This is a genomic window from Kitasatospora sp. NPDC058243 (assembly GCF_042882025.1).
GTDB lineage: Bacteria > Actinomycetota > Actinomycetes > Streptomycetales > Streptomycetaceae > Kitasatospora.
Map to the genome: position 1 here is coordinate 38551 of NZ_JBHVWW010000007.1, position 24966 is coordinate 63516.

At 74.7% G+C, this 24966-nt stretch carries 19 protein-coding genes; 4 read left to right on the forward strand and 15 right to left on the reverse strand.

Going from position 1 to position 24966, the window contains the following annotated elements; all coding sequences use genetic code 11:
- Window positions 1–122 precede the first annotated feature (122 nt).
- The 3 genes from ACFVX9_RS07390 to ACFVX9_RS07400 form a co-directional block, all read right to left on the reverse strand.
- On the reverse strand, window positions 123–356 hold the full coding sequence (locus tag ACFVX9_RS07390) for a helix-turn-helix domain-containing protein (RefSeq protein ID WP_030059940.1): 234 nt from the start codon (window positions 354–356) through the stop codon (window positions 123–125).
- 327 nt (window positions 357–683) lie between these two features.
- Complete coding sequence (gene abc-f / locus ACFVX9_RS07395) at window positions 684–2282, reverse strand: ribosomal protection-like ABC-F family protein (RefSeq protein WP_063349609.1); 1599 nt, start codon at window positions 2280–2282, stop codon at window positions 684–686.
- A gap of 206 nt (window positions 2283–2488) precedes the next feature.
- Complete coding sequence (locus ACFVX9_RS07400) at window positions 2489–3514, reverse strand: hypothetical protein (protein WP_387980861.1); 1026 nt, start codon at window positions 3512–3514, stop codon at window positions 2489–2491.
- Between the two features lie 360 nt (window positions 3515–3874).
- Between ACFVX9_RS07400 and ACFVX9_RS07405 the strand changes: the two genes are divergently transcribed.
- Complete coding sequence (locus ACFVX9_RS07405) at window positions 3875–5143, forward strand: glycoside hydrolase family 26 protein (RefSeq protein WP_387980863.1); 1269 nt, start codon at window positions 3875–3877, stop codon at window positions 5141–5143.
- 22 nt (window positions 5144–5165) lie between these two features.
- Here ACFVX9_RS07405 and ACFVX9_RS07410 read toward each other — a convergent pair whose 3' ends face one another.
- The 9 genes from ACFVX9_RS07410 to ACFVX9_RS07450 form a co-directional block, all read right to left on the reverse strand.
- A complete protein-coding gene (locus tag ACFVX9_RS07410) occupies window positions 5166–6326 on the reverse strand; it encodes a GNAT family N-acetyltransferase (protein WP_380376453.1) in 1161 nt (386 codons plus the stop codon).
- Window positions 6323–7192 (reverse strand): Wzz/FepE/Etk N-terminal domain-containing protein, encoded by an 870-nt coding sequence (locus tag ACFVX9_RS07415; protein WP_380482689.1) that lies wholly within the window; start codon window positions 7190–7192, stop codon window positions 6323–6325. The genes ACFVX9_RS07410 and ACFVX9_RS07415 overlap by 4 nt, the downstream gene beginning before the upstream one ends.
- 49 nt (window positions 7193–7241) lie before the next feature.
- Window positions 7242–8357 carry a glycosyltransferase gene (locus tag ACFVX9_RS07420; protein WP_387980866.1) on the reverse strand — a complete coding sequence of 372 codons (1116 nt, stop codon included), beginning with the start codon at window positions 8355–8357 and terminating at the stop codon, window positions 7242–7244.
- A complete protein-coding gene (locus ACFVX9_RS07425) occupies window positions 8354–9268 on the reverse strand; it encodes a polysaccharide deacetylase family protein (RefSeq protein WP_387980868.1) in 915 nt (304 codons plus the stop codon). Before ACFVX9_RS07425 ends, ACFVX9_RS07420 begins: the two co-directional genes overlap by 4 nt.
- Window positions 9258–10997 carry a lipid II flippase MurJ gene (locus ACFVX9_RS07430; protein WP_380482693.1) on the reverse strand — a complete coding sequence of 580 codons (1740 nt, stop codon included), beginning with the start codon at window positions 10995–10997 and terminating at the stop codon, window positions 9258–9260. The genes ACFVX9_RS07425 and ACFVX9_RS07430 overlap by 11 nt, the downstream gene beginning before the upstream one ends.
- Window positions 10994–12307 (reverse strand): O-antigen ligase family protein, encoded by a 1314-nt coding sequence (locus ACFVX9_RS07435; protein WP_387980870.1) that lies wholly within the window; start codon window positions 12305–12307, stop codon window positions 10994–10996. The genes ACFVX9_RS07430 and ACFVX9_RS07435 overlap by 4 nt, the downstream gene beginning before the upstream one ends.
- A gap of 5 nt (window positions 12308–12312) precedes the next feature.
- Window positions 12313–13836 (reverse strand): sugar transferase, encoded by a 1524-nt coding sequence (locus ACFVX9_RS07440; protein ID WP_387980872.1) that lies wholly within the window; start codon window positions 13834–13836, stop codon window positions 12313–12315.
- 378 nt (window positions 13837–14214) lie between these two features.
- Window positions 14215–15369, reverse strand: a complete 1155-nt coding sequence (locus tag ACFVX9_RS07445; RefSeq protein WP_380376436.1) for a glycosyltransferase — start codon at window positions 15367–15369, stop codon at window positions 14215–14217.
- A gap of 175 nt (window positions 15370–15544) precedes the next feature.
- The gene (locus tag ACFVX9_RS07450; protein WP_063349600.1) at window positions 15545–15985 is read right to left on the reverse strand and encodes an SRPBCC family protein; all 441 of its coding nucleotides are present in this window, start codon (window positions 15983–15985) and stop codon (window positions 15545–15547) included.
- A 123-nt stretch (window positions 15986–16108) separates the two neighbouring features.
- On the opposite strand from ACFVX9_RS07450, the gene ACFVX9_RS07455 reads away from it, so the two are divergent.
- A complete protein-coding gene (locus tag ACFVX9_RS07455) occupies window positions 16109–17002 on the forward strand; it encodes a HipA family kinase (RefSeq protein WP_380482699.1) in 894 nt (297 codons plus the stop codon).
- Window positions 17003–17132: 130 nt separating this feature from the next.
- Here ACFVX9_RS07455 and ACFVX9_RS07460 read toward each other — a convergent pair whose 3' ends face one another.
- The 3 genes from ACFVX9_RS07460 to ACFVX9_RS07470 all read right to left on the reverse strand — a co-directional run bounded on the left by ACFVX9_RS07460 (window position 17133) and on the right by ACFVX9_RS07470 (window position 21423).
- Window positions 17133–18620 (reverse strand): S8 family serine peptidase, encoded by a 1488-nt coding sequence (locus tag ACFVX9_RS07460; protein ID WP_380376432.1) that lies wholly within the window; start codon window positions 18618–18620, stop codon window positions 17133–17135.
- A gap of 208 nt (window positions 18621–18828) precedes the next feature.
- Window positions 18829–19965, reverse strand: a complete 1137-nt coding sequence (locus ACFVX9_RS07465; RefSeq protein WP_387980875.1) for an amidohydrolase family protein — start codon at window positions 19963–19965, stop codon at window positions 18829–18831.
- A gap of 3 nt (window positions 19966–19968) precedes the next feature.
- Window positions 19969–21423 carry a glutamine synthetase gene (locus tag ACFVX9_RS07470; RefSeq protein ID WP_387980877.1) on the reverse strand — a complete coding sequence of 485 codons (1455 nt, stop codon included), beginning with the start codon at window positions 21421–21423 and terminating at the stop codon, window positions 19969–19971.
- A gap of 530 nt (window positions 21424–21953) precedes the next feature.
- Here ACFVX9_RS07470 and ACFVX9_RS07475 point away from each other — a divergent pair.
- Window positions 21954–23729: a 3-hydroxyacyl-CoA dehydrogenase family protein gene (locus ACFVX9_RS07475; protein WP_380482705.1), complete on the forward strand. Its 1776-nt coding sequence runs from the start codon at window positions 21954–21956 to the stop codon at window positions 23727–23729.
- Window positions 23730–23938: 209 nt separating this feature from the next.
- Window positions 23939–24859, forward strand: coding sequence for a TetR family transcriptional regulator (locus tag ACFVX9_RS07480; protein ID WP_371519426.1), 921 nt, complete (start codon window positions 23939–23941; stop codon window positions 24857–24859).
- Window positions 24860–24966: the final 107 nt, after the last annotated feature.

Sequence of the window (24966 nt, forward strand, 5' to 3'; positions counted from 1 at the left end):
GGACGACACCCCGGACATGACGATCGGCGGCCGGTCCACTCGACCCGAGGGCGGACGATCGGTTCTCGTCTCCCCGGTCGGCGCCCTGCCGCCGCGCCATTCAGCCATAAGCTGACGGACCGTCAGGAACCGGCCCCGGCGGTCGCCTTGTTCTTGCCACGCGTGGCACCACCGCGGCCCCGGAGAATGACTCCGGACTCGCTCAGCATCCGGTGCACAAAGCCGTACGAACGACCGGTCTCCTCCGCGAGAGCGCGAATGCTCGCCCCGGAGTCGTACTTCTTCTTGAGATCGGCCGCGAGCTTCTCACGCGCGGCACCGGTTACCCGGCTGCCCTTTTTCAGAGTCTCGGCCACCCGTGCCTCCTCGTAGCGTTGCTCGGTCAGATTCCCATGATCACCCATCCACCGCGTCCTGGCCACCCATTCGGCAAGGTCGATGTCGGGAATGCGTGGTCCTGCGGTGGTGATCCGAGCGCATCAGGGCGCTCACGTAGAGTGCGCGCCCCCAGGCGGATTCCGCCGTCCGCCGAGAAAGGGCTGATCAGCAGTATCGGCCCGACCACGATCGAGTGGCGGGCCGACAGGAAGTCCTTAAACGGAATCCAGGCTTTCTTCATTCCCGGACACGCCGTAAGTACTAGTTTTTCTGGTCCTAAAAGCGGAGATCGCGTCTACACCCGGTCAGGCCAGCGAGACCAGATCGGCGTACGCCGGGCTCCAGAGGTCCTCGACCCCGTCCGGCAGCAGGATGATCCGTTCCGGCTGGAGCGCCTCGACGGCGCCCTCGTCGTGGGTGACCAGCACGACCGCGCCGCTGAACTCGCGCAGCGCGCCGAGGATCTCCTCACGGCTGGCCGGGTCGAGGTTGTTGGTGGGCTCGTCGAGCAGCAGCACGTTGGCGCTGGAGACCACCAGCGAGGCCAGCGCGAGCCGGGTCTTCTCACCACCGGAGAGCACCCCGGCCGGCTTGTCGACGTCGTCGCCGGAGAACAGGAAGGAACCGAGGATCTTGCGGATCTGCACCAGGTCGGTGTCCGGCGCGGAGGAACGCATGTTCTCCAGCACCGTGCGGTCCGGGTCCAGGGTCTCGTGCTCCTGGGCGTAGTAGCCGATCTTCAGGCCGTGGCCCGGGATCACCTCGCCGGTGTCCGGCTGCTCCACCCCGGCGAGCATCCGCAGCAGGGTGGTCTTGCCCGCGCCGTTGAAGCCGAGGATGACGACCCGCGAACCGCGGTCGATGGCCAGGCCGACGTCGGTGAAGATCTCCAGCGAACCGTAGGACTTGGAGAGCCCGCTGGCCGTCAGCGGGGTCTTGCCGCAGGGCGCCGGGTCCGGGAAGCGCAGCTTGGCGACCTTGTCGTTCTGGCGCACCTGCTCCAGGCCGGAGAGCAGCTTCTCGGCGCGGCGGGCCATGTTCTGCGCGGCGACCGTCTTGGTCGCCTTGGCCCGCATCTTGTCGGCCTGGGAGTTGAGGGTCGCGGCCTTCTTCTCGGCGTTGGCCCGCTCGCGCTTGCGGCGCTTCTCGTCGTCCTCGCGCTGCTGCTGGTACTGCTTCCAGCCCATGTTGTAGACGTCGATGGCGGAGCGGTTGGCGTCCAGGTAGAAGACCTTGTTGACGACCGTCTCGACCAGGTCGACGTCGTGCGAGATGACGATGAAGCCACCCTTGTAGGTCTTCAGGAAGTCCCGCAGCCAGACGATCGAGTCGGCGTCGAGGTGGTTGGTGGGCTCGTCGAGCAGCAGCACGTCGGAGTCCGAGAACAGGATCCGGGCCAGCTCGACGCGGCGGCGCTGACCACCGGAGAGGGTGTGCAGCTCCTGGTTCAGGATGCGGTCCGGCAGGCCCAGGGCGGCCGCGATGGTGGCGGCCTCGGCCTCGGCGGCGTACCCGCCCTTGGTGAGGAACTCGGTCTCCAGGCGCGCGTACTTCTTCATCGCGTTGTCCCGGGTGGCGCCCTGGCCGTTGGCCATCCGGTCCTCGTTCTCGCGCATCTTCCTGAGCACGGTGTCGAGGCCGCGGGCGGAGAGGATGCGGTCCTTGGCGAGGACGTCCAGGTCGCCGGTGCGCGGGTCCTGCGGGAGGTAGCCGACCTCGCCGGAGCGGGTCACCGTGCCCGAGGCCGGCATGCCCTCGCCGGCCAGCACCTTGGTCAGTGTGGTCTTGCCGGCGCCGTTGCGCCCGACCAGGCCGATCCGGTCGCCGGCGGCGACCTTGAAGTTCGCGGACTCGATCAGGATCCGGGCACCGGCGCGCAGCTCAAGGGCGTTGGCGGAAATCATGGCGGAAACTACTCCTGGGACGTGGGCGGGCGGCCGGACGGGGCCCGGGGCCGGGCATCGGGAAGGGGCGTCGTCGGTGGTCGGCACAGCGCACGGGGCGGTGCCGCGCGCCCGCTATTGCCCGGAGAAGTCAGCCATGACGGCAAGTCTACCGGGCCGCGCGGGAACCCCCGGGGCTACCGCCCGGGGGTACCGGCGGTCCGGCGTTACTGCTGGGACTGCTGGGACTGCTGAGGCTGCTGCGCCTCGGGCTGCGCGGGCGGCTGGTCGCCCGCCGGGGCGTCCTGACCCACCGGGGCGTCCTGGGCCGGACTCGCCGCCGGGTCGGTGCAGCCGCCCTGCGGACGGACCGCCGCGAACGGCGCGGACGGGCTGCCGCAGGCCGCCTCGGGGGCGGCCGCCTTGGTGTCGAACACCCGGGCCGGAACGATCGGGCCGTCGGTGATCAGCACCCGGCTGCCGTCCAGCGCCTTGATCGAGGCGCTCGGGCCGGTGTTCAGCTGCCAGCCGGTGCTGTCCAGCCGGTACCCGTTGATGCCGCCGGAGACGGCCTGCCCGGCACTGTTGGTGCAGCCGCGCGGGACGAGCACGGCGTACTCGGTGCCGACCGTGCGCAGCGGGTCGTAGACGCAGCCGCCGGGCGGCTTGGAGTTGTAGCGCAGGTCGCCGTCGGCGTCGCGCAGGCCCATGGTCAGGTTCGGGGTCACCACGGCCACCCAGGCGGAGGCTCCCTGCGGGACGGTGTGCAGGGCCGCCGCGGCCCGCTCCTGGGCCAGCTCCTTGCGCTGCGCGTCGGTGCGCTTGTCGGCGCCGGGCTCGCCGTCGCCGCGCAGCCAGTCCGCCAGGCCGGGCACCGCCCGGTGCCAGCGCACCTCGTGGTCGCCCGGGCGCACCGAGGTGACCAGGCCGTCGTCCCAGACCACGATGGCGTTGTCCCCCGCCATCGACAGGTACAGCGCGGTGGCGCCCTCGCGGCGGTAGGACCAGGCCTGCTCGCCGCTCTGCCGGTGGAAGGCCTCCAGTCCGGGGCCGACCTTCAGGTCCAGATCGGCCGTGCTCAGCGACTGTGTGCTGACCGGCGTGGCCTCCGCCTCGCCCGGCCCCGCCACCCGGTCGCCGAACGGCACCGGCTTGTTGGCGTGCGCCGCCGCACCGGCCGCAAGGACCAGCATCACCGCCAGGGCAGGCAGGATCGAGCGGGGGGTCAGTACACGCAGCGGCTTCCAGGACACGGCCGGAGCGTACCTTTCACCGGGCACGCGAGTCAGCCTGGAATTGCCCCCGCCCCACCCCTCGGACCGCGCGTCCGGCCGCGCGCGCCCTCCCCGCGCACCCGCCCGCCCACCTGCACCGTCGGTGCCGAGGCCGGGCCGCCGCCCGCTCCGGGGCCCGGCGCCGGGCCCCGGCCGGACCGTTACAGAGCTGATACACGCGGCAAGACCCGGCCGGGCGTTGCGGCAGACGGCGTTCGAATACCGCCCACTTTAGGGTGACATTCGGCTTTTCCGACGCCCGCCGGGCCTACTGTCGGCGAGCGGAGCGCCACGGTCCGTCCAGCGCGCCCCCGCCCCTCGACGCCCGGAGGAGAGACCATGCGAATCGGCCGCCTGACGCTGGCTGCCGCCGCCCTGCTGCTGATGGCCACGGCCAGCGTCCCGGCCGGGTCGCCGCTCAGCCAGACCGAACGGCACTCCCTCTCCTCGGACGCCTTCGAGCCGCGCGGCGCCGCCCCCCGCCCGCCCGTCCAGCGGCCCAAGCACGAGCCGCCGTTCGGCGCCTTCGTCGGCTCCTGGGACGACTACATCCCGCAGATCGGCCGGTACGCGCAGTGGCTGGGCGACGCCAACCTGCAAGTCGGCCACACCTACCTGGCGGGCAACGGCTGGGCCGACGTCGAGGGCGAGCTGATGGTGCTCGGCATGTGGTCGCAGTGGCGGCTGGCCGACCCGTCCCGGACGCTCGTCCTCGGCGTGCCGATGCTGGTACCCAACGAGGCGAACGTGCCGGACGGCGAGGTCGCCAAGCTGCTCGCCCAGGGCGCGCGCGGGGACTTCGACCGGCACTTCCTGCGGCTCGCCCACCGGCTGGTCGCCCTCGGCGGCGCGGACACCGTGCTCACCCTCGGCTGGGAGATGAACGGCGTCACCTACACGCACCGCTGCAAGCCCGACCCGTCCTCCTGGAAGGCCTACTGGCGACGGATCGTCGGTGTGATGCGCTCGGTGCCGGGGCAGCGGTTCCGCTTCGACTTCACCCCGAACCGGGGCCTGGACGCCATCCCGTGGACCAAGTGCTACCCCGGCGACGACGTGGTCGACATCATCGGCATGGACAGCTACGACCAGCCCGCCGGGGGCACCTTCGACGACTACGTGCGCGAGCCGTACGGGCTGCAGGACCAGGTGGAGTTCGCCGCCAAGCGCGGCAAGCCGGTCTCCTACCCGGAGTGGGGGCTGTTCCGCAACGGCGACAACCCGGAGTTCGTGCAGCGGATGGTCGAGTGGATGCGCACCCACGACACCGCCTACCAGACCGTCACCGACTACTGCCCGCACGGCTTCTTCGAGTGCGACCGCAACCCGCGCTCCGCCGCCCGGTTCAAGCAGCTGATGTCCGGGTCGAAGGGGGCGCCGGCGGTGGTGCCGCCGGCGCCCCAGGCCCCCGTCCAGCCGATCGTCCCGCCGGTGGCGCCGCGCCCGCCCGCGCCGCCGACCGGGCCCGGGGCCCCGAACGTGGTGCCCGGCCCGTCCGCGAGCCCGTCGCCGGGCCCCTCGGCCACCGCGTCGGCGAGCCCCTCCCCAAGCCCCTCCCCGAGCCCCTTCGCGAGCCCGTCAGCGGCCCGGACGCCCGCCCGGCGCTGAGCCCGGGCGGGGGCGGGCGCGGTCAGCCGCGGCGGCGGGCCAGCAGGGCCTCCTTGAGCCGCGGGAAGCGGGTCCGCAGCACGTGCGCCGCCTGCTGGCGGACGCGCACCGCGCCGGACCGGGCGATGGCCGCCGGCGCGGGCCCGGGCGGACCGAACAGCAGGCGCTGGTTGGACAGCTGGTCCGGCCGCCAGCGCTGCTTGTACGGCTCCTGGCCGCGCAGCAGGCCGAGCAGCGGGACGCCCGCGCCGACCGTCTCGTCCAGGGCCGCGCTGAACAGCAGCCCCGCGATGTCCAGCCGCTCGCGCAGCACCGGGTGCGCGCCGTACATGTACAGGCCGCCGAAGGAGGGGCAGAGCAGCAGCAGGTTCACCGCGACCAGTTCGCCGTTCAGCCGGAACTGGTGGACGGTCGCCCTGCCGGTGGCGACCAGGCCGACGGTGGACTCGGTCAGGTGGCGGGCGAAGCGCTCGGTGCGGTGCTCCGGGGTGACGCCGCGCTGCTGCCACTGCAGGAAGTGCAGCCGCAGCAGGCCCTCCAGCGCCGCCGGCACCTCGGCCGCCGACGTCGAGCTGACCTGCACCCCGGCCTCGGCGATCTTGCGCAGCTTCACCCGGCTGCGTTGCGCGGTCTTGCCGGGCACCCGCTTGAGCAGCCGGTCCATCGGGACGGCCGGCAGGTACTGGCAGAGCGAGTCCTGGTAGCGGCGGCGCCGGCCGTGCCAGTGCTCGTACACCCGCTGCACCGCCGCCTCGGGGTGCACCTCGCGCAGCTCCAGGGAGTGCCACGGGCGGGTGAGCGGGAGGGCGGCGGCGAACTCGGCGGCGGCCCGGTCGGCGCAGTCGTCGTCGAGCAGCACGTCCGAGTAGTCGACCAGCCCGGCGCCCAGGGCGGTCAGCCCGCCGAGCGGGCCGCCGCGGCGTCTGAAGGCACCCGCGCCGACCAGCAGGCCGTCCCGGCGGACGAGCACCACCAGCAGGTCGCCCGGACTGCCGTAGTGGCGCCACCAGGAGCGCTGCCAGTCGGCGGCCTGGAAGAAGGTGGCGGTCCGGCAGCGGGCGGCCAGGTCGTCCCACTCCTCGGCGAGGGTGTCCAGGGCGTCGTCCTCGCGGCGCAGCTCGGTGGTCCAGCCCGGCGCCGCCGGCTGGGCCGGGAGGCCGGTGTGCCGGGTCTCAGTGCTCATCGCCCGCTCCCGGCCGCGGCCTTCTCCTTGGCCGGGGGCTCCTCGGCGCTGTTCTTCGCGGCGGCGGGCTTCCCGGGCTGCCCTTCCGCCTCCTCGGCCTTCTCCGCCTCCTCGACCTTCTCCGCCTTCTCCATCTTCTCCGTCTCCTCCGCCTGGCCGGTCCTGCCGGCCTCGTCGGCCTGCCCGGCCCGGTCGGCGGCGGGCGGCTCCTCGCCGCGCGGGCGGGGGGTGGCCGGCGTCGTCGGCTCCACCGGGGCCTCTGCGGGCTCTGCGGCCTCGGCGGCCTCGGCGGACTCCGGCGGGGCGGCCTCGCCCCGGCGGCGGGTCATCATCACCAGGGCCCCCACCAGCAGCCCGGCCGCGCCGCCGACCGCGACGTCCAGCGCGGCGGACGGGGTGGTCGGCTTGTCCGGCTCGGCGGCCGGCGCCAGCGTCACCAGCCGGACGCTGGTGTCCTTGCTGCTCGTGTTGGCGAAGGAGACCAGCGAGCGGGCCACCGCGTCGGCGGTCTGGGCCGCCTCCTGGGGGCGCGTCCCGGTGCCGGTGATCTCGATCATCGGGGCGTCCGGGGAGGTGGTCCCGTGCACCAGGGACTCCAGCTGGGCACGGGTGTGGCCGGTCTCGACGGCCGCCACCGCGAGCACCTGCGGCTGGCCCGCCAACCGCCCGTACGCCTGCGCGAAGTTGGTCGCGGTGGCGGCCTCCCCCGGATTCTGCGGCACCACGAGGACGTAGGCGCTGGCGGCGTACGAGGGGTGCGAGACGACGGCGTACCCGGCGCCGGCCGCGGCGCCCAGCGGCACCGCGAGCGCCACCGGCCACCAGCGGCGGACCAGGTGGCGGGCCCTTCGGCGCGGTGTGGTCATGGGTGTGACTCCTTGGGTATGTGACGGCGGTTCCGGCGGCGGCGGGCGGTCAAGCGCGGGCCAGCCGGTCGTAGAGGGCGCCCAGGTCGGCGGCGACCCGGGCGATGTCGTAGTGGCCGACCGCAGGGGGGTGCGGCAGCGGGTCGGCGTTGTGGTCGTTCAGGTGCCGCAGGTCGCGCAGCGCGGCGGCGTACGCGGCGCCCTCGGAGGGGATCCGGCGGGCCTGCGGGGCGGCGCTGGGCGGCAGTTCGTCGAGCGCCGGGCAGGCGCTGTGCCGCACCGGCAGGCCGGCCGCGAGGCCCTCCAGGATGCCGAGGCCGAAGGTCTCCGCGGTGGAGGGGGCGGCCAGCACGTCCAGGGCGGTCAGCAGGTCGGGCACGTCGTCGCGCTCGCCGGTGAGCACCAGCCGTTCCCGGACGCCGAGGGCGGCGGCCCGGTGCTCCAGCGCGGCGCGCTCCGGGCCCGCGCCGACCAGCACCAGCCGGGCGGCCGGGTCGAGTGCGGCGAGGGCCTCCAGCAGCACCTCGAAGCGCTTGCCGGGGACCAGCCGGCCGACTCCGCCGACCACCCAGCTCCCCTCCGGCAGGCCGAGTTCGGCCCGCAGCCGGCGGCGGGTCGCGGCCCGGTCGGCGGCCGGGCGGCGGTAGCGGGCGGTGTCGATGCCGTTGGGGATCAGCTCGACCCGGGCCGGTGGGACGCCCCAGGAGTGCAGCGTCTGGGCGACCTGCCGGGAGACCGCGACGGTGGTGCTGCCGAGCCGTTCGGCCGCCAGGTAGAGGCCCTTGACGCCGCGGGTGACCGGGCGGCCCTCGATCACCCCGGCGTGCAGCGAGTGCTCGGTGGAGACCACCGCGCGGACCCCGGCGAGCCGGGCCGCCAGCCGGCCGTACAGCTGCGCCCGGTACAGGTGGGTGTGCACCAGGTCGTAGCGGCCGGAGCGGACCAGCCGGACCAGCCGGGGCAGCGCGCCCAGGTCGCGGTTGCCGCGCATGCCGAGGTGGTGGACGGTCACCCCGTCGCCGCGCAGCGCGGCGGCGACCGTGCCGGGGTTGGTCAGTGCGACCACCTCGCACTGCTGGTGTGCGGGCAAGTGCCTCAGCAGCAACTGGAGTTGGCGCTCGGCGCCGCCCGAGGCGAGGCCGGTGACGATGTGCAGGACCCTCACGGCCGGGCCCCCCGCCGGGCGACCAGGGGGCTTCGGCGCAGCTCGGTGACGGTGTCGCGCAGCCGCTGCCGGCCGCGTTTGGCACGCAGCCGCCAGGCGCCGTCGCGGTCGCCGACGTAGCAGCGGGGCAGCGCGAAGCGGCCGGTGAGCGGGGAGTGCGCGATGGCGCAGGCGTAGTCGTAGCCGGCGTCGCGGACGGCCTGGGTGGCGGGCAGGTCGACGGCGCCGTACGGGTAGCAGAAGCCGGTGACCGGGCCGCCGACCACCTCCTCCAGGAGGCGCCGGCTCTCCCGGGTCTGCACCGCCAGGACGTCGGCCGGCAGGCCGGGCAGCGCCTGGTGGCCGAGGCCGTGCGAGCCGATCTCCCAACCGGCGGCGGCGAGTTCGGTGACCTCCTGGACGGTGAGCAGCTGCTTGCGCGGCCCCTCGGTGTCCCAGCCGTTGTCCCGGCCGAGCAGGTCGGCGACCACGTACGCGGTGGCGGTGAAGCCGTACGCCTGGAGGATCGGCACGGCGTGGCGCGCGAAGTCCGCGTAGCCGTCGTCGAAGCTCAGCCCGACCAGCCTGTCGTCCCGGCCGGCGGCCCGGGCCCGCATCAGCTCGCGCACGGAGACGCCGCGCCGCCCGCGCCGGTGCAGCCAGGCGACCTGCTCGGCGAACCGCTCGGGGCTGACGGTCAGCTGGTACGGGTCCTCCTTCTCGACCGCCACCGAGTGGTACATCAGGATCCACGGCGAGGAGGAAGCGGGGCCGGACGGTTCGCCGAGCGGGCGGCGGCTCCTGGACAGCCGCGCCTTCGGCCCGGCGGAGTCGGTGTACGGGAGGTCGCCGCGTGGTGCGGCTGCGGCCGGTACGGCCTGGCGGCGGACGCCCGCCTGGGTCGAACGGACGGTTCCCCGTTCATTGTCCATGGGGAAGCTTCCCTTCATCGGCGACGGTTGGCGGGTTCAGGGCCCGGGCCACGGCGAGGACCGGACCGCGCACCTCACGCGCGCCGAGGCCGGTGCCGAGGACGGCGAAGGCCAACGCCACGGTGAGGCCCCCGAGGAGGGTCGAGAGCAGGGGGCCGGTGGCCAGCCCGGCGACGGCGGCGCCGAGGGCGGTGGCGCCACCGGCGGCGGCCAGCAGCCGGGCGTGGCCGCCGAGCACCCGGCGCAGCCGCAGCGGGATGCCGCGCAGCACCAGGCCGTGCAGCAGCAGCGCGGCGGCGACGGTGATGCCGGCCGCGTTCCCGGCGGCGAGCCCGAGGGCGCCGAAGCGGGGGGTGGCGAGCAGGCTGACCACGACGGTGACGCCGAGGCCGAGCAGCATCGCGGCGACCGGGAACCAGTCCAGCAGCCGGCGGCCGCCGTCCTCGGTTCCCGGATCGTCGGCCCGGCGGACCACCGGGCGCAGCGAGAAGTACGGGCGGATCATCACGCCGATCAGCGCCTGGGCGGGCAGGCCGAAGCTGTAGACCCGGATGACGGCGGCGGTGGCGGCGGTGTCCCGCGGGCCGAAGGCGCCGCGCTGGAAGAGCAGCGAGACCACCGAGGGGGCGCAGGCCATCAGGAAGGCGGTGCCGACCAGGACGACCGCCGCGGCCTGGCCGAGGTCCTTCTCGACGCGGTCCCGGGCGGCGGTGAGGTCCCCGGCCGCCAGCGCCCGGGCGACCAGCGGGAAGGTGACGGTGCAGATCAGGATGCCGGCCGTCATGGCCAGTTGGGAGACCTTGGCGGCGTAGTTGAGGTGCGAGATGGTGCCGGGCGGCAGCGCCGAGCCGAGGTAGCGCTCGACGAAGACCTGCGACTGCCGGGTCAGGGTGAACGCGGCCACCGGCAGCAGGGCGAACGGCATCAGCACCAGCGCCTTGCGGGAGCGGCGGGCGCGGCCCGCGCCGGGGGGCGATCCCGGGCCCGCGCCCTGGCGCAGCCGGCGCAGGAACGGGGCGACCAGCAGGCCGGCCATCAGCAGGCTGCCGAGCGCGACGCCGAGGGCGGCGGAGCGCACGCCCAGGAAGGACTGGCAGCCGAGCAGCACGGCGAGGATGCCGACGTTGTAGGCGACGTAGATGCCGGCCGGCGCGGTGAAGCAGTGGTGGGCGCGCAGCGCGGCGGCGAGGTAGCCGGCCACGCCGAACGGCAGCACGGTGATCGCGGTGATCCGGGTGCAGGTGACGGCGAGGCCGGGGTTGGCCAGGCCGGGGGCGAGCAGCTCGACCAGCTGCGGGGCGCCGAGGGCGGCGGCCAGCGCGAGCCCGCTGAGCGCGAGCAGCAGCCAGGGCAGGGTGGCGCGGACCAGTTGGCGGACCGGGTCGGGGGCGTCCGGGTCCTCCTCTCGCAGCACCAGGGCGAGCGCGAAGGCGGGCACCATGAGGAAGGACATGGCGTCCTCGATCAGCAGCGGCGCGGCCGTCTCCGGGACGGTCCAGGCGACCAGGAAGGCGTCGGTGCCCTGGTTGGCGCCGAAGTAGCGGGCCAGCAGGAGGTCGCGCAGCAGGCCGAGGCCGGAGCCGGCGGCGCTGAGGACGGCGGTGATGCCGAAGGCCTTGGCGAGGAAGCCGCGCCGGGGGGCCGGATCGGGCCCGGACGGCCGGCCGCCGGCGCGGACGCCGCGCGGGGCGGGCACGGCGGAGGCGAGGGCCGGCTGGTCGGTGGTCATCGCGGGTCGGCCTCCGCGACGCAGGCCCGGGCCGCGAGGCCGAGGACGACGGAGGTCAGCACGGTGGTGGTGCCGCCGATGTCCGCGTACAGGTAGTCGACCAGCACCCAGGTGAGCAGGGCCAGGGCGGCGAGGGCCGGGCCGCGGGAGTGGCGCAGGCAGCCGAGCAGCAGGCCGAGGAAGAGCGCGGCGTAGGCGACGATGCCGATCAGGCCCTGCTCGCTGAGCACCAGGAAGTACATGTTGTGCGGGGAGAGCAGCGGTTCGCGCTGGAAGCCGATGGTGGAGTCGGCGGCGTCGCTGCCGGAGGAGAGCCGCAGCGGGGCGTGGCTGTCGCGCAGTTGCTGGAAGGCCTTGGGGCCGGCGCCGTGGACGGGGTGGTCCTGCCAGATCCGCCCGGCGGTGGACCACAGGTCGTAGCGGTCGGAGACGGACTGGTCGGGGGCCGCGGAGACGGAGCCGATCGAGCCGAGCCGCGCGGTGACGCCGGAGGCGCCGAGGCCGAGGCCGCCGACCAGGACGACCGCGGCGGCCAGGCCGAGGACGGCTCCGCGGACGGCGAGCCGGGCGTCGGCGCGCAGCAGCAGCACGGTGGCCGCGGCGGCGGTGGCGATCCAGCTGCCGCGGCTGAACGAGACGGCGAGCGGGAAGGCCAGGAAGGCGGCGGCCGCGAACATGGCGCGGCGCAGCCGGACGTCGCCGCCGGGGCGGCGCTCGGCGAGCGCCAGGGCCAGGGCGGCGAGCAGCCCGTAGCTGACGACCGTGGACATCGCCATGATGTCGAGGGCGCCGAAGGTGCCGACGGCCCGGATCGGCTGGCCGGTGTAGGAGGCGCCGGTCCGGGTGAGGTACTGGTGCGCGCCGACCACGCCCTGGATCAGCGCGGCGAGCACGAAGGAGCCGAGGACCAGCCGCTGGTCGACGCGGTCGCGCAGCGAGCAGAGCACCCCGGCCGGCACCAGGACGAACACCTGGGTGAGCCGGACGAAGCCGGTGAGGCTGGTGGCCGGGTCGATCGAGCCGACGGTGGCGACGGCGGCGGCGACCACGATGCCGCCGAACAGCACGCAGGTGGCGCGGCTGACGGCGGGCAGCCGCCCGCGCAGCAGGTTGAGCGCGGTGAGCGCGACCAGGGCCAGCGAGGCCACGTCGGCGGCGGTGACGTGAACGGCGGCGGCGACGTCCTTCTCGCCGGTGGGCACGCAGACCAGCAGGACGGTCGCCGCGGCGAGCAGGCTGGGCCGGTCCGCGAGCGCGGGCAGCGCCTTGCGTAACGCGAGCCGGGGGACGGCGGGAAGGGTCAGGGCCACGCGGGTCAGCTCCCGTCCGGGTGGAGCATCAGGACCGCGGTGCGGCACAGGATCTTGACGTCCTGCCAGAGGCTCCAGCTCTCGATGTAGCGGTTGTCGAACCGGGCCCGGTCCTCGATCGAGGTGTCCCCGCGCAGGCCGTTGACCTGGGCGAGGCCGGTCAGGCCCACCGGGACGCGGTGGCGGTCGGCGTACTCGGGGTAGGCCTGGCCGAACCTCATGACGAAGTAGGGGCGTTCCGGGCGCGGGCCGACCAGGCTCATGTCGCCGCACAGCACGTTCCACAGCTGCGGCAGCTCGTCCAGCGAGCTGCGGCGCAGCAGCCGGCCGACGGCGCCCATCCGGTGGTCCTGGGAGATGTTCCAGCGGGTCGCCGACTCGTGTTCGTTGCTCGGGCGCAGGGTGCGGAACTTGAGGACGGTGAAGACCCGGCCGTCCAGCCCGGTGCGCTGCTGGCGGAAGAGCACGCCGGGGCCGGTGTCGAAGCGGACGGCCAGCGCGCAGAGCACCAGGACGGGGGCGAGCAGCAGCAGGCCGAGCCCGGCGGCGGTGACGTCCAGGGCGCGCTTGGCGGCCCAGCCGGGGCGGCGCATCGCCGGGCTGCCGACCCGCAGGCAGGGGAAGCCCCACAGGTGGTCGGCTCCGGACAGCGGGCCGGCGGGCAGCGAGCCGTGCTCGCGCAGCGCGGGCACCAGCCAGACCTGGCAGCCGAGCCGGGCGGCGTCGCGCAGGGCGGCGGCGGTCTCGGCCTCGTCGGCGGCGCCGGCGGTCGCGACCACGTGGTGGATCCGGTGCCGGCGGACCTCGCGCTCCAGCACCTCGCGGCCGCCGAGGACGGGCAGGTCGGTGTCGCCGGCGAGCAGCGGCGGGTCGGCGTCGAGGAAGCCGACCGGGCGCATCCCGTACTCGCCGCGCTCGCTGAGGGCGGCGGCGACCCGGCGGCCGAGCCGGCCGGCGCCGAGCACCAGGACGGGGTTGGGGCGGCTGCGGCGGATCCGCCGGACCAGGTGGTAGAGCACGGCGCGGCCGACGGCGGCGATCAGCAGCTGGACGCCGAGCAGGACGGTGAGCCGGGCCGGGGTGGCCGGGCCGCAGTCGGGCCAGCGGCCGTCCAGACAGCCGGCCAGGGTGACGGCGAAGGCGGTGGCGACGACGGCCCGGACGGCCAGCGCGGGCAGTTCGTCCAGGACGGAGAGGGTGAGCCGGGTGCGGTAGAGGCCGCCGACCAGGTTGAGCACGAGCAGCAGGGGCAGGACGGCGGCGGCACCGAGCAGCGGCGCGAGCGGGACGGCGGGGTCGACGGCCCGGTTGGCGAGGCCGGTGGCGGTGCACAGCGCGATCGCGTCGACCTGGACCAGCGCGAGCGGCAGGGCGAGCCGGGAACGGACCGCCCCGCGGGGCCGGCGGGGCGGCGGCACCGTCCGGGTCCGGGCGGATCCGGCCGGACGGTCGAGCAGCCCGGTACCGGGCCGCCGCGGGCCGGACAGGGACCGACCCGCTCGCGGCACGCTGTCGTGGTCAATGGTCATCAGCGCACGAACTCCCCTGCTGTGTGCCCGGGGTGACGGCGCCCCGGCACCGGATGGCGCGGAGCGGCCGTCCCGGCCCGGTGGGCGCGGTCCTGACAGCACCTGCTACCGCTGGCGGCTTTCGGTCCTCTCGCACCGGGCCCGGCCGCGCGGGGCGCGGCCATGAAGGGCTCAGTCGCGAATTCCCGGCGTGAAATCGAAACGAAGCAGGCGAAATCCGACAATACATAACCGGGCTGCGCAGGCTGGAAGTTGACTTGCCGTTTCATTCCAGCCGCCCATTAATAGGTATTTCGGATTTGACGCCTCGTCCCTATCCGGTTGAGGGTGCGAATACGACGGCGCCGGATCGGCGGGCATTCACGGCATGTGAAACGATCAGATCCGCTCTGGGACACGGGCCCGGCGCCGCCCGGCCGCCGGACCGGCACCCAGCAGATGGCGGTACAGCGCGTCCACCTGTTCGACCACCGTGCGGACGTCATGCCGGGCGACCACGTGATCGCGCAGCCGCGCCCCGCGCCGCTCACACTCGATCGAATCGGACAGCGCTTCCGCCATTCGGGTGGCGAGCGCGGTCACGTCCTCGGGCGGCACCACCGCCCGCTCCCGCTCGGCCTGGGGCAGGCACTCCCGGGCGCCCGGCACGTCGGTCAGCAGCACCGGACGGGCCACCGCCATCGCCTCCAGCGGGGCCAGCGCCATGCCCTCCCAGCGCGAGGGCAGCACCACCAGGTCGGCCGCCGCCAGCCACGGCCTCGGATCCGGCACGTCCCCGACCAGCCGGACCCGGGACGGCTCGGCCGACTCCCGGACCAGATCCGCCAGCCGGTTCCCCTCGGGGCCGCCGCCCACCAGCGCCAGCCGGGCCTGCGGCACCGCCCGCAGCACCTCCGGCCAGGCCGCCAGCAGCACGTCCTGCCCCTTCTGCCGGCACAGCCGGCCGACGCAGACCGCGAGCGGCGCGTCCAGGTCCAGGCCCAGCGCGATCCGGGCCGCCCGGCGGTCGGCGGGTGCGTAGTGGCGGACGTCCACGCCGTTGGGCACCACCGCCCAGTCCGCGCTCACCCCGGCGGCGACGCCGTCGGCCCGCTCCTGGACGCTGACACAGAGCAGGCGGTGCGCCCAGCGGCTCGCGAAGCGCTCCCAGTGCAGGGTCGCGGTGGCCAGCGGGCCCTCGACGGCGGCGAAGGACCAGGCGTGCGGCTGGAAGACGGTCGGCACCGCGCCGCGTACCGCCAGCCGGCCGGCCAGCCCGGCCTTGGCACTGTGCAGGTGGACCACGTCGGGCGCGGCCGCCCGGACGATCCGGCGCAGCCGCCACGCCTCGGCGGCGGTGCCCGGGCCCGGCGAGCGCCCGGCGGGCCAGTCATGGACCAGCGCGCCCACGGCGGCGGCCTCCTCGGCCAGCCGTCCGCCGCCCGGGCAGGCGACCAGCACCCGGTGGCCGGCCTCGCGCTGCCCCCGGACCAGATCGGCGACGACGCGGGCGACTCCGCCGTCCACGGGCTGTGAAATGTGAAGGATCGTCATATGCACGGCGGCGAGCCTAGGGTGGCTCCCCCGCGCCGGGCGGCCCTCGTCACCCGCAGGTGGCGGGCCGTCCACCCGTACGGCTTTCCGCTCGTACGGGTGGACGGGCCGCTCGAATTCCCGGGCGAATTTCCGCGGAAAGGTGAACCCGGTGAACTCGGTGAACTCCGCGGACTCAGCGGACCTCGGCGGCCAGGTTGGCCAGCACCTGGTCGTGGATCCGGTTCAGGCCCTTCGGGGCGAAGGTCCGCTCGAAGAAGCCGCCGATGCCGCTCGCGCCCTGCCAGGTGGCCGAGACGGTGACCTTCGACCGGCCCTCGCCGGCCGCCGAGACGGTCCAGGTGATCACCATGCTGGAGTTGGCGTCCTTCTCCACCAGTTGGTCGGGCGAGGGCGCCGAGACGGTGAACAGGCAGTCCCGCACGCGCTTCTCGGTGGCCTGCAGCTTCCAGTGCACCTGGGTGCCGGCGCCGGTGCCGCCGACCCGGACCTCGTACTCGCTGTACTGCGGGGGCAGCAGCTTCGGGCGGGTCACCTGGTAGTCGGCCAGCGCCTCGTACACCCGCTCGGGGGCGGCGTCGTAGTCCCGCTCGGTGGTGGCCTGCACCTGTCCCATGGCCTTGCTCTCCTCGTCCGTTTGGTCTTCCGATTCTCACCGGCAAGCCAATCACAGCGCCGGGGGCGCAGGCCGACCGGACGGCCCGCAGAGGTGGCGGGGCGGCGGGATAGGGTGGCCGGTGTGCTCGATCTGGTGACAGCAGTGCGCTACGTCGACCCGCTGCGGTCCGGCGGTTCCGTCCCCGGTGTGGTGGAGACCGACGACCTGGGAACCTACGTGGTCAAGTTCACCGGCGCCGCGCAGGGCCGCAAGGCGCTGGTCGCGGAGGTGATCGTCGGCGAGCTGGCCCGGCGGCTCGGCCTGCGCGTCCCCGAGCTGCGGCTGGTGGACTTCGATCCGGCCGTCGCCGCGGACGAGCCCGACACCGAGATCCAGGACATGCTCAAGGCCAGTGGCGGCCTCAACCTCGGGATGGACCTGCTGCCCGGCGCGCGGGACTACCGGCCGGGCATGATCCCGGTGGACTCCGCCGAGGCCGGGCGGGTGGTCTGGCTGGACGCCCTCACCGGCAACGTCGACCGCACCGTCCACAACCCCAACCTGGTGGTCTGGCACGGACGGCTCTGGCTGATCGACAACGGCGCCGCGCTGATCTTCCACCACCGCTGGGCCACCGCCGAGGCGGCGGTCGGCAAGCGCTACGACCTCAGCGCGCACGCGCTGGGCGGCGCGGCCCCGGACGTCCGGCTGGCCGACGAGGAGCTCGGCCCGCTGGTCACCGTCGGCCTGCTGGAGGAGGTGCTGGCGCTCGTCCCGGACGAGTGGCTGGCCGACGAGCCCGGCTTCGACTCGGTGGCCGCCGTCCGGCACGCCTACGTGACCCACCTGGCCGCCCGGGTGGTGCTCTCCGCGCAGTGGCTCCCGGAGGGCTTCGCCACCCCCGAGCAGCTGCGCGAGGCCGAACGCCGCCGGGAGGCCCGGACGCGGGCCGGCCGGCCCGCCTGGCTCCGGGAAGTCCCGGACCTGCACGGCAAGCCGTCGGTGGAGACGGGCTGGGACCAGCACGTCGAATGAGTGGGCCGGGGCCCGCCCGTGGAAGTCAGCAGGGCGGGGCCCGGGCACGGAGGCCCGGAAACGACCGGGGAGCGGACCCGGATGGGCCCGCTCCCCGGCTCAGTGTTCAGGTGTCGCCGTGGTCAGCGCGTCAGCGCCACCACTGGACCGCCTTCTCGGCGTTGATGATGCCCGCGCCGTAGAAGCCGTTGTCGTCCGCGCCGCCCTCGCAGGTGGCCTTGTACGCGCCGGTGCCGCCCGGGTTGTACTCGCCGGTCGGGCAGGGGTGCGACTCCGCCTGGTTGGTGAGCAGCTCGGTCAGCTCGTCCGGGTTGGCCCACGGGAAGGTGCTGGCGAGCAGCGCGACCACGCCGACGACGTGCGGGGTGGCCATCGAGGTGCCCTGCATGTAGCCGTACTTGTTGCCCGGGATGGTGGAGAGGATCCGGCCGTCCTTGTCCGGGGTGTCCGGGAGCTGGTAGCGGCGGTCGCCACCCGGCGCGGCGACGGTCACGACGCCCTTGCCGTAGCTGGAGTAGTACGCCTTGTCGCCCTTGACGCCCACCGAGGAGACGGCGATGACGCCGGGCAGCTCGGTCGGCAGCGACAGGCAGTCGTTGGTGACCGGGCGGGTCACCTTGGTGGTGTCGTCCGGGCTGGCGACGTCAACGGTCTTGTGCGCCAGGTCGATGTTCTCGTTGCCCGCCGCGGCGACGTTGAGGACGCCCTTGCGCTGCGAGAACGAGACCGCCTTGCGGACGGCGGCGCTGATCGCGGCCTGGTCCTTGTCGTTCGGGCAGTTGAACATCCACGGGTCGACGTAGTAGCTGTTGTTGGTCACCTTGAACTGGTGCTCACCGGCCCACACGAAGCCGCAGATCGCGTACTCGGGGTAGATGAACCCGCCGTCGTCGACGACCTTGACCGCGGCCAGCTTCACGTTCGGGGCGATGCCGACGACGCCCTTGCCGTTCTTGGCGGCGCCGATCGTGCCGGCCACGTGGGTGCCGTGGTCGCTGGTGGTGGGCTGCCAGGACTTCCAGTCGGTGTTCGGCTTGCCGCCGTCGATGCAGGAGACCGACTGCGAGGCGTCCACGTTGGCGGCCAGGTCCTCGTGCGTCGCGTCGATGCCGGAGTCCAGCACGCCGACGGTGACGTTGCGGCTGCCGAGCGAGAGCTTGTGCGCCTTGTCGACACCGATCTGGCGCATGTCCCACTGGTTGGCCTCGTACGGCTCCTGACCGGCGGCGGGCGCGGCGGAGGGCTCGGCGGCGACGTCGGCCTTGGCCTGGTCGGCGGCGGTGATGCCCTTGGTGCGGCTGGCACCGACGGAGTCGACGCCCTTGGCCTGACGCAGCTTCTGCGCGAACGCGGTGTCGTCCGAGCGGGCGATGACGACGCCGATCTGCTCGTACGAGTACACCACCGAGCCGCCGAGGGCGGTGATCGCCTTCTCGACCTTCTGCACCTGGCCGTGGTTGGCCTTGGTGTTGACGACGTAGCTGAGCAGCGGACCGGTCGTCGAGCCCGCCGAGGGGGCCGCGACGGCGGTGCCGGCCGGGAGCGCGAGGGCGCCGGCGGTGGCGAGCACGAGGCCCACCGCCGCGAACCGGGTCCGGCTGATCCGAGGAACTCTCATAGGGGTTGGCCCTCCCGAGTCGTCATGCGGCAGCTGCGGTGTGGCAGGTGCGCCTGGAATGATCGGGACGCTAATGAATATTCGCTGATAAGCGCAAGAGGTAGTCATCTAATCGTCACATGTTGGCCAACATCGGAACCGAGGAGTCCGGAGGCCCAACATGTCAACAGAATTGAAGAGTGTTAAAAAGTGACGGTCCGCCGACGTGCTACGGTGCGCCGGGCAGTGAGTACAGCGTCCGGGCGTTGTCGGCGGCGACCAACCGGGCCAGCCGCTGCGCGTCCGCCGCCGAACAGGCGCCACCCGCCTGCCAGTCGGCCAGCACCGCCCCCAGTCCGTACCGGAACTGGGCGGCGCCCACCAGGTACAACTCGGGCAGCCCGTACGCGTCGGTGGAGAACAACAGCTTGCCGAACGGCGCCAGTTCCAGCATCTCGCCCAGCACCGCAGCCACCCGCGGGCCGGTGTAGGAGGCGGTCAGCCCGAGGTCGGTGTACACCGTCGGGAAGGCCTGGGCCAGCCACCCGGCCTGGCGGTGGTACGGGTAGCAGTGCAGCAGCACCAGCGGGACGCCGCTCGGCTCGGCGGCGCGCACGAAACCGGTCAGCAGCGACGGATCGGCCCGGTGCAGGGTGAGGTCGGGATCGCCGAAGCCGGTGTGGAGTTGGAGCGGCAGGCCCAGCCCGGCACAGACGTCCACGGCCGTCCAGAGCAGGTGGTGCAGCAGCACCGGATCGGCCAGCCGGCCCCGCCCGCCGCGCGCCCAGGCGCCGGCCGCGGCCACCACGGCCGCCCGCGCGGGCCGTTCGGCGGGGGCGGCCAGGCCGTGCCGGTAGGCGAGCACCGACTTGACCGCGACCGCACCCGCGGCGGCCGCCGCCAGCGCCTCCCCGACGGCTTGCGGCCAGGACTCGGCCGGGCCCGCCACCGCCTCGGCCACCGACTCCAGCCGGACCACCTCGCGCACCACCGCCCCGGCGGCCGCGGCGAGTTCGCCGAGCGGCAGCAGCGGAAGGCCCGCGGCGGCGGTCAGCCCGGTGTCCACCAGGCAGGTGTCCAGCCCGGCCGCGGCCAGCAGCCGGCGGGTGGCCTCGGCGCCGCCCAGCTCCCGCCGCCGGGCCAGGTAGTCGGCGGCCGGGGCGTGCGCGGGCAGGCCGAGGACGGGCGGGCACCAGCGCCGGACGGCCAGGCCGAGCGCGCTGTCGAAGGGCGAACAGCCGGGCGCGGGCGGCCGGTCGGACTCGGTGAGCAGCCCGGCCAGGGCGTCGTCGGCGAGGTCGGCCGCCACCACGCTGTGGCAGTGGTGGTCGACCAGCGCGGGCACCGCCGGGGCCCCGGCGTGCACCGGTCAGTACCGCCAGCGGGTGGCGGCGACCAACTGCTCGGGGGTGGCGGCGGCGTACTGCTCGCCCTCCGCCCGGCGCACCGCCAGCACCGCCTCGTACAGCGGCCCGCCGAGCGCCTCGCGCAGCACCGCCGAGCGCTCGTACGCGGCCAGCGCCTGCGCCGGTCCGGTCGGCAGCCGGGGCACCGCGCCGGGTTCGGCGGCGGCCGGGTCACCGGTGAACTCCGGTGGCAGCTCCCGGTGTTGGTCGAGGCCGGCGAGACCGGCGGCGAGCACCGCGCCGACCGCCAGGTACGGATTGGCGGTGGCGTCGAAGCACTTGACCTCGGCGTTGGCGGCGTCGGCCCGCTCCCCCGTGGAGCCCGTCACCAGGCGCAGCGCGGCCTCGCGGTTCTCCAGGCCCCAGCACTGGTAGGCGCCGGCCCAGTGCGAGGGCACCAGCCGCAGGTAGCCGGCCGGGCTGGAGCAGCCCAGCACCAGGAGTTCGGGCAGCGCGCCGAGCACCCCGGCGAGGAAGCCCTCGGCCTCGGCGGTCAGGCCGTGCGGGCCGGGGCCGCCGTGGCCGAGGTTGCGGCCGTCCCGCCAGAGGCTCAGGTGCAGGTGCCCGCCGTTGCCGACCGCGCCGGGCTCGACCACGGGGGCGAAGGAGACCCGCAGGCCGTGCCGGGCGGAGACGGCCCGCACGGTGTGCCGGACCAGGACGGAGGTGTCGGCGGCGCCGACCGGGCCCTCGGGGGCCACCGAGACCTCGAACTGGCCCGGGGCGTACTCGGGGTGGATCTGCAGGACGGTCAGCCCCTGCTCGCCGAGGGCGCGCAGGACGTCCCGCAGGTAGTCGGTGAGGTCGGTGAGCCGGTGCATCCCGTACGCGGGGCCGTGCGTCGGGTACTGCGGCTCGTCCTGCGGGCCGCCGGCGAGGGCGACCACCCACTCGACCTCGATGCCGGCCCGCAGGGTCAGCCCGCGCTCGGCGGCCGCGGCCTCCATCCGGCGGGCGAACAGCCGCTGGCAGCCGGGGTGCGGGGTGCCGGCCTGGGTGTGCCGGTCCCCCGGGGCCCAGGCCCAGCCGGGCTGGGCGGCCAGCGGGACGACCCGGTCGAGGTCGGGGTAGAGCCGCAGGTCCCCGGTGGGGCCGCCGGTGCTCGGGCTGGTGGTGATGCCGTCGTCGGCGAGGAAGACGTCGAAGCAGGGTGCGGTGCCTACGCCCCACTGCGCGGCGTGCACCAGGGCGCCCAGCGGGACGGCCTTGACCCGGGTGATGCCCGCGTTGTCCACCCAGGTGACGGCCACCGCGTCGACGGCAGCGGTGCGCAGCCGGTCGACGGCGGCCTCGGCCTGTTCGACGCGCGCGGCGCGCGGGGGCAGCGTGACGGCGGCGAGGTGCCCGCCGAGGCCTCCGGCCGGGCCGGTGGAGCCGGAGGCGGACGCGGCGGGGCCGGCGGCGGTTCCGAGGGTCATGCCCCCATGCTGCCCCGCCCGCCGCGGCCGGGTAACTCCCCTATCGGGTGGTCCCCGTGGACGCCCGTCCGCCCGTTCACCCGTTCGGGCCGCCACCGGACCCCGCCCCGCCGTCCGGATGCCTTTTGTGACGCCCGCACCCCTTCCTACTCGCGGGTAGCTTCGCTACAGTGGCCGGACGCACCACCGCCGGGCTACGGGAGCCGCACCGGCGGGGGCCTGCGGTCGCCGTGTCCACGGCGGGCGCGCGGTGCGTCATTCACCGGCCGGCGCCGCGAACCGCGGCGGGCCGGGTCTCCTTCCTCGTATCAGAGCCGCTTCCTTTCACCCTTGAGCGCCTGAGCACCACGGCACACCCCTCAGTTCGGCCGGAGCGGACCGGCCGCCGGGGCCGTGTGCCGGAACCCGTCATCTCCCCAGCCCCGCGCGCGGACCCTCCCCCGGCGGCGGCCGCCCCCGCCGCACGCGCGGGCGCGGCGGCCCGCCCGCCGGGGCGTGCGCGGGCCCTTCAGGACTAGGAGTCAGGACAGATGGAGCGTCCCTTTTCCACGGTCGCCGTCGTCGGCCTCGGCACGATGGGTGCCGGTGTCGCGGTGGCCGTCGCCAGGAGCGGCCGCCGGGTGATCGGCATCGAGGCCACCGAGGACTCTGCCGCCCGGGCACTGGCCCGGATCGAGGAGGCGACCGCGCACGCGGTCGACCGGGAGCGGATCACCGCCGGGGAGCGCACCGCGCTGCTGGCGCTGATCTCGGTCGGCCACGAGCTGTCGGCCGCCGCCGGGGCCGAGCTGGTGGTCGAGGAGGTGCCCGAGCAGCTGGAGCTGAAGCGGGAGCTCTTCGCCGAGCTGGACCGGATCTGCCCGGCGGGGACGGTGCTGGCCACCGGCACCACCGCGCTCTCGGTGACCCGGATCGCCGCCGCGACCGCCCGCCCGGAGCGGGTGCTGGGCCTGCACTTCTTCAACCCGGTGCACAGCATGAAGCTGGTCGAGGTGGTCCGCACGGTGCTGACCTCCCCGCAGGTCGCCGAGGACGCCGCCGCGTTCGCCCGGGACCTCGGCAAGGAGCCGGTGGCGGCCGGCGACCGGGCCGGCTTCGTGGTCAACGGCCTGCTGTTCGCGTACCTGAACCAGGCCGCCGCGATGTACGAGTCCAAGTACGCCTCCCGGGAGGACATCGACGCCGCGATGCGGCTCGGCTGCGGCCTGCCGATGGGCCCCCTGGCGCTGCTCGACCTGATCGGCGTGGACACCGCGCGGACCGTCCTGGAGGCGATGTACGAGCAGTCCCGGGACCGCCTGCACGCGCCCGCCCCGATCCTCGGCCAGCTGGTCGCGGCCGGGCTGCTGGGCCGCAAGTCCGGCCGCGGCTTCTACACCTACGAGGCGCCCGGCTCGTCCAGGGCCGTCGACGCGGCGACCGGCCCGGCGCGGCCCGCGGTGGCGGGCCGGGAGGTCCGCACGGTCGGCGTCTGCGGCTCGGGCACCATGGCGACCGGCATCGCCGAGGTCTTCGCCAAGGCCGGCCGCCCGGTGCTGCTGGCCGCCCGCAGCCAGGAGAAGGCCGACCGGGCCAAGGCGCAGCTGGCGAAGTCGCTGGCGCGCGCGGTCGACCGGGGCCGGCTGAGCGCGCAGGCGCGGGACGCCGCGCTGGCGCTGGTCACCCCGGTCGGCCAGTACGCCGAACTGGCCGACGTGGACCTGGTGATCGAGGCGGTGGCCGAGGACCTGGCGGTCAAGCGCGAGCTGTTCGCCACCCTGGACAAGATCGTCAGGCCGGGCGTGGTGCTCGCCACCACCACCTCCTCGCTGCCGGTGATCAGCTGCGCGACCGCCACCTCGCGGCCGCAGGACGTGATCGGCATGCACTTCTTCAACCCGGCGCCGGCCATGAAGCTGGTCGAGGTGGTCTCCACCGTGCTGACCGCGCCGGACGTCACCGCGACCGTGCTGGAGCTGACCGCCGAGGTCCGCAAGCACCCGGTGGAGTGCGGCGACCGGGCCGGCTTCATCGTCAACGCGCTGCTCTTCCCCTACCTGAACGACGCGGTGCGGATGCTCCAGGAGCACTACGCGACGGTGGACGACATCGACACCGCGATGAAGCTGGGCTGCGGCTACCCGATGGGCCCGTTCGAGCTGTTGGACGTGGTCGGCCTGGACGTCTCGCTGACCATCGAGCAGGTGCTGCACCAGGAGTTCCGCGAGCCGGGCCTGGCGGCCGCACCGCTGCTGGAGCACCTGGTCGCCGCCGGCTGCCTGGGCCGCAAGACCGGCCGCGGCTTCCGCGACCACGCGCGCCGGTGACCACGCCAGCTGCCGGGGGCGCCGCCGCGCGCGAGGCGGCGCCGCCCGGGGCCGGGCCGTCCGCGGCCGGGTCGGGCCCGGTCAGACCGGGCTGGAGCCCGGGGACGGTGTCCGCGCGCTGGCCCAGACCGGCCGTCACCGGCCCGGTCGCACCGGTCCGTCGGGGAAGGGCCGCGGCCGAACCGCCGGGGCCGTGTAGCGTTCCGGACATGGATCGGGTTCAGTCAGCCACCCCGCAGCACTCCGCCGGACCGCGCGGCGCCGACCGGACGGCCTCCTCGACCGGGGGCACCGGGCCGGAAGGGGGGCCGGGCAGCCGCCGGGCGGCGGCGCAGCGCCAGCAGATGCGTCAGGACCTGGCCACGGCCGCGATGGAGCTGTTCTCCTCGCAGGGCTACGAGGAGACCACGGTCGACCAGATCGCGGCCGCCGCCGGGGTGGCCCGGCGGACCTTCTTCCGGTACTTCCGGTCGAAGGAGGAGGCGATCTTCCCGGACCACGACGACACCCTCGTCCGGGTGGCCGACCTGCTGGCCAGCGCCGAGCCGGAGGAGCACCCGCTGGACGTGGTCTGCCGCGGCATCAAGGAGGTGCTGCGGATGTACGCCTCGACGCCGGGGGTGTCGGTCGCGCGGTACCAGCTGATCCGTCAGGTCCCGGCGCTGCGCGAGCGGGAGATCGCCGTGGTGGCCCGGTACGAGCGGCTGTTCACCCGGTACCTGCTGGGCCGCTTCGACACCGGCGAGTCCATCCCGTCGGGCTGGCAGCGCGGCGGCGAGGACGACTCGATGCTGGCCGAGGTGTCGGCGGCGGCGGTCGTCGCGGCGCACAACCACGTGCTGCGGCGCTGGCTGCGGGCCGGCGGGCGCGGGGACGTGGAGGCGCAGCTGGACCACTCCTTCGAGGTGATCCGGCGGACCTTCTGGGCCGCCAGCACGCCGGGTGCCAGACGCCGCGGCTCCCTGGTGGCACCGGGTGCCAATGGGGCTCCCGGTGACGTGCTGGCCGAGAGCGCACTGAGTGCCAGTCCTGGAGGTGAGGTGCTCATCACAGTCGCCCGGACGGACGCTCCGCTGGACGTGGTGGTGGACAGCATCCGGGCCGCACTGAGTGGCGCCAGGGAGTCCTGAGGTCACCATCTAGCCAGGTCAGAGCGATATCGAGGGCCCGCGTCGAGCAGTCGGCGCGGGCCCTTTCGGCGTCCGCCGCAGCGCGTTCGAGGGCCGCTCCAGCGCGC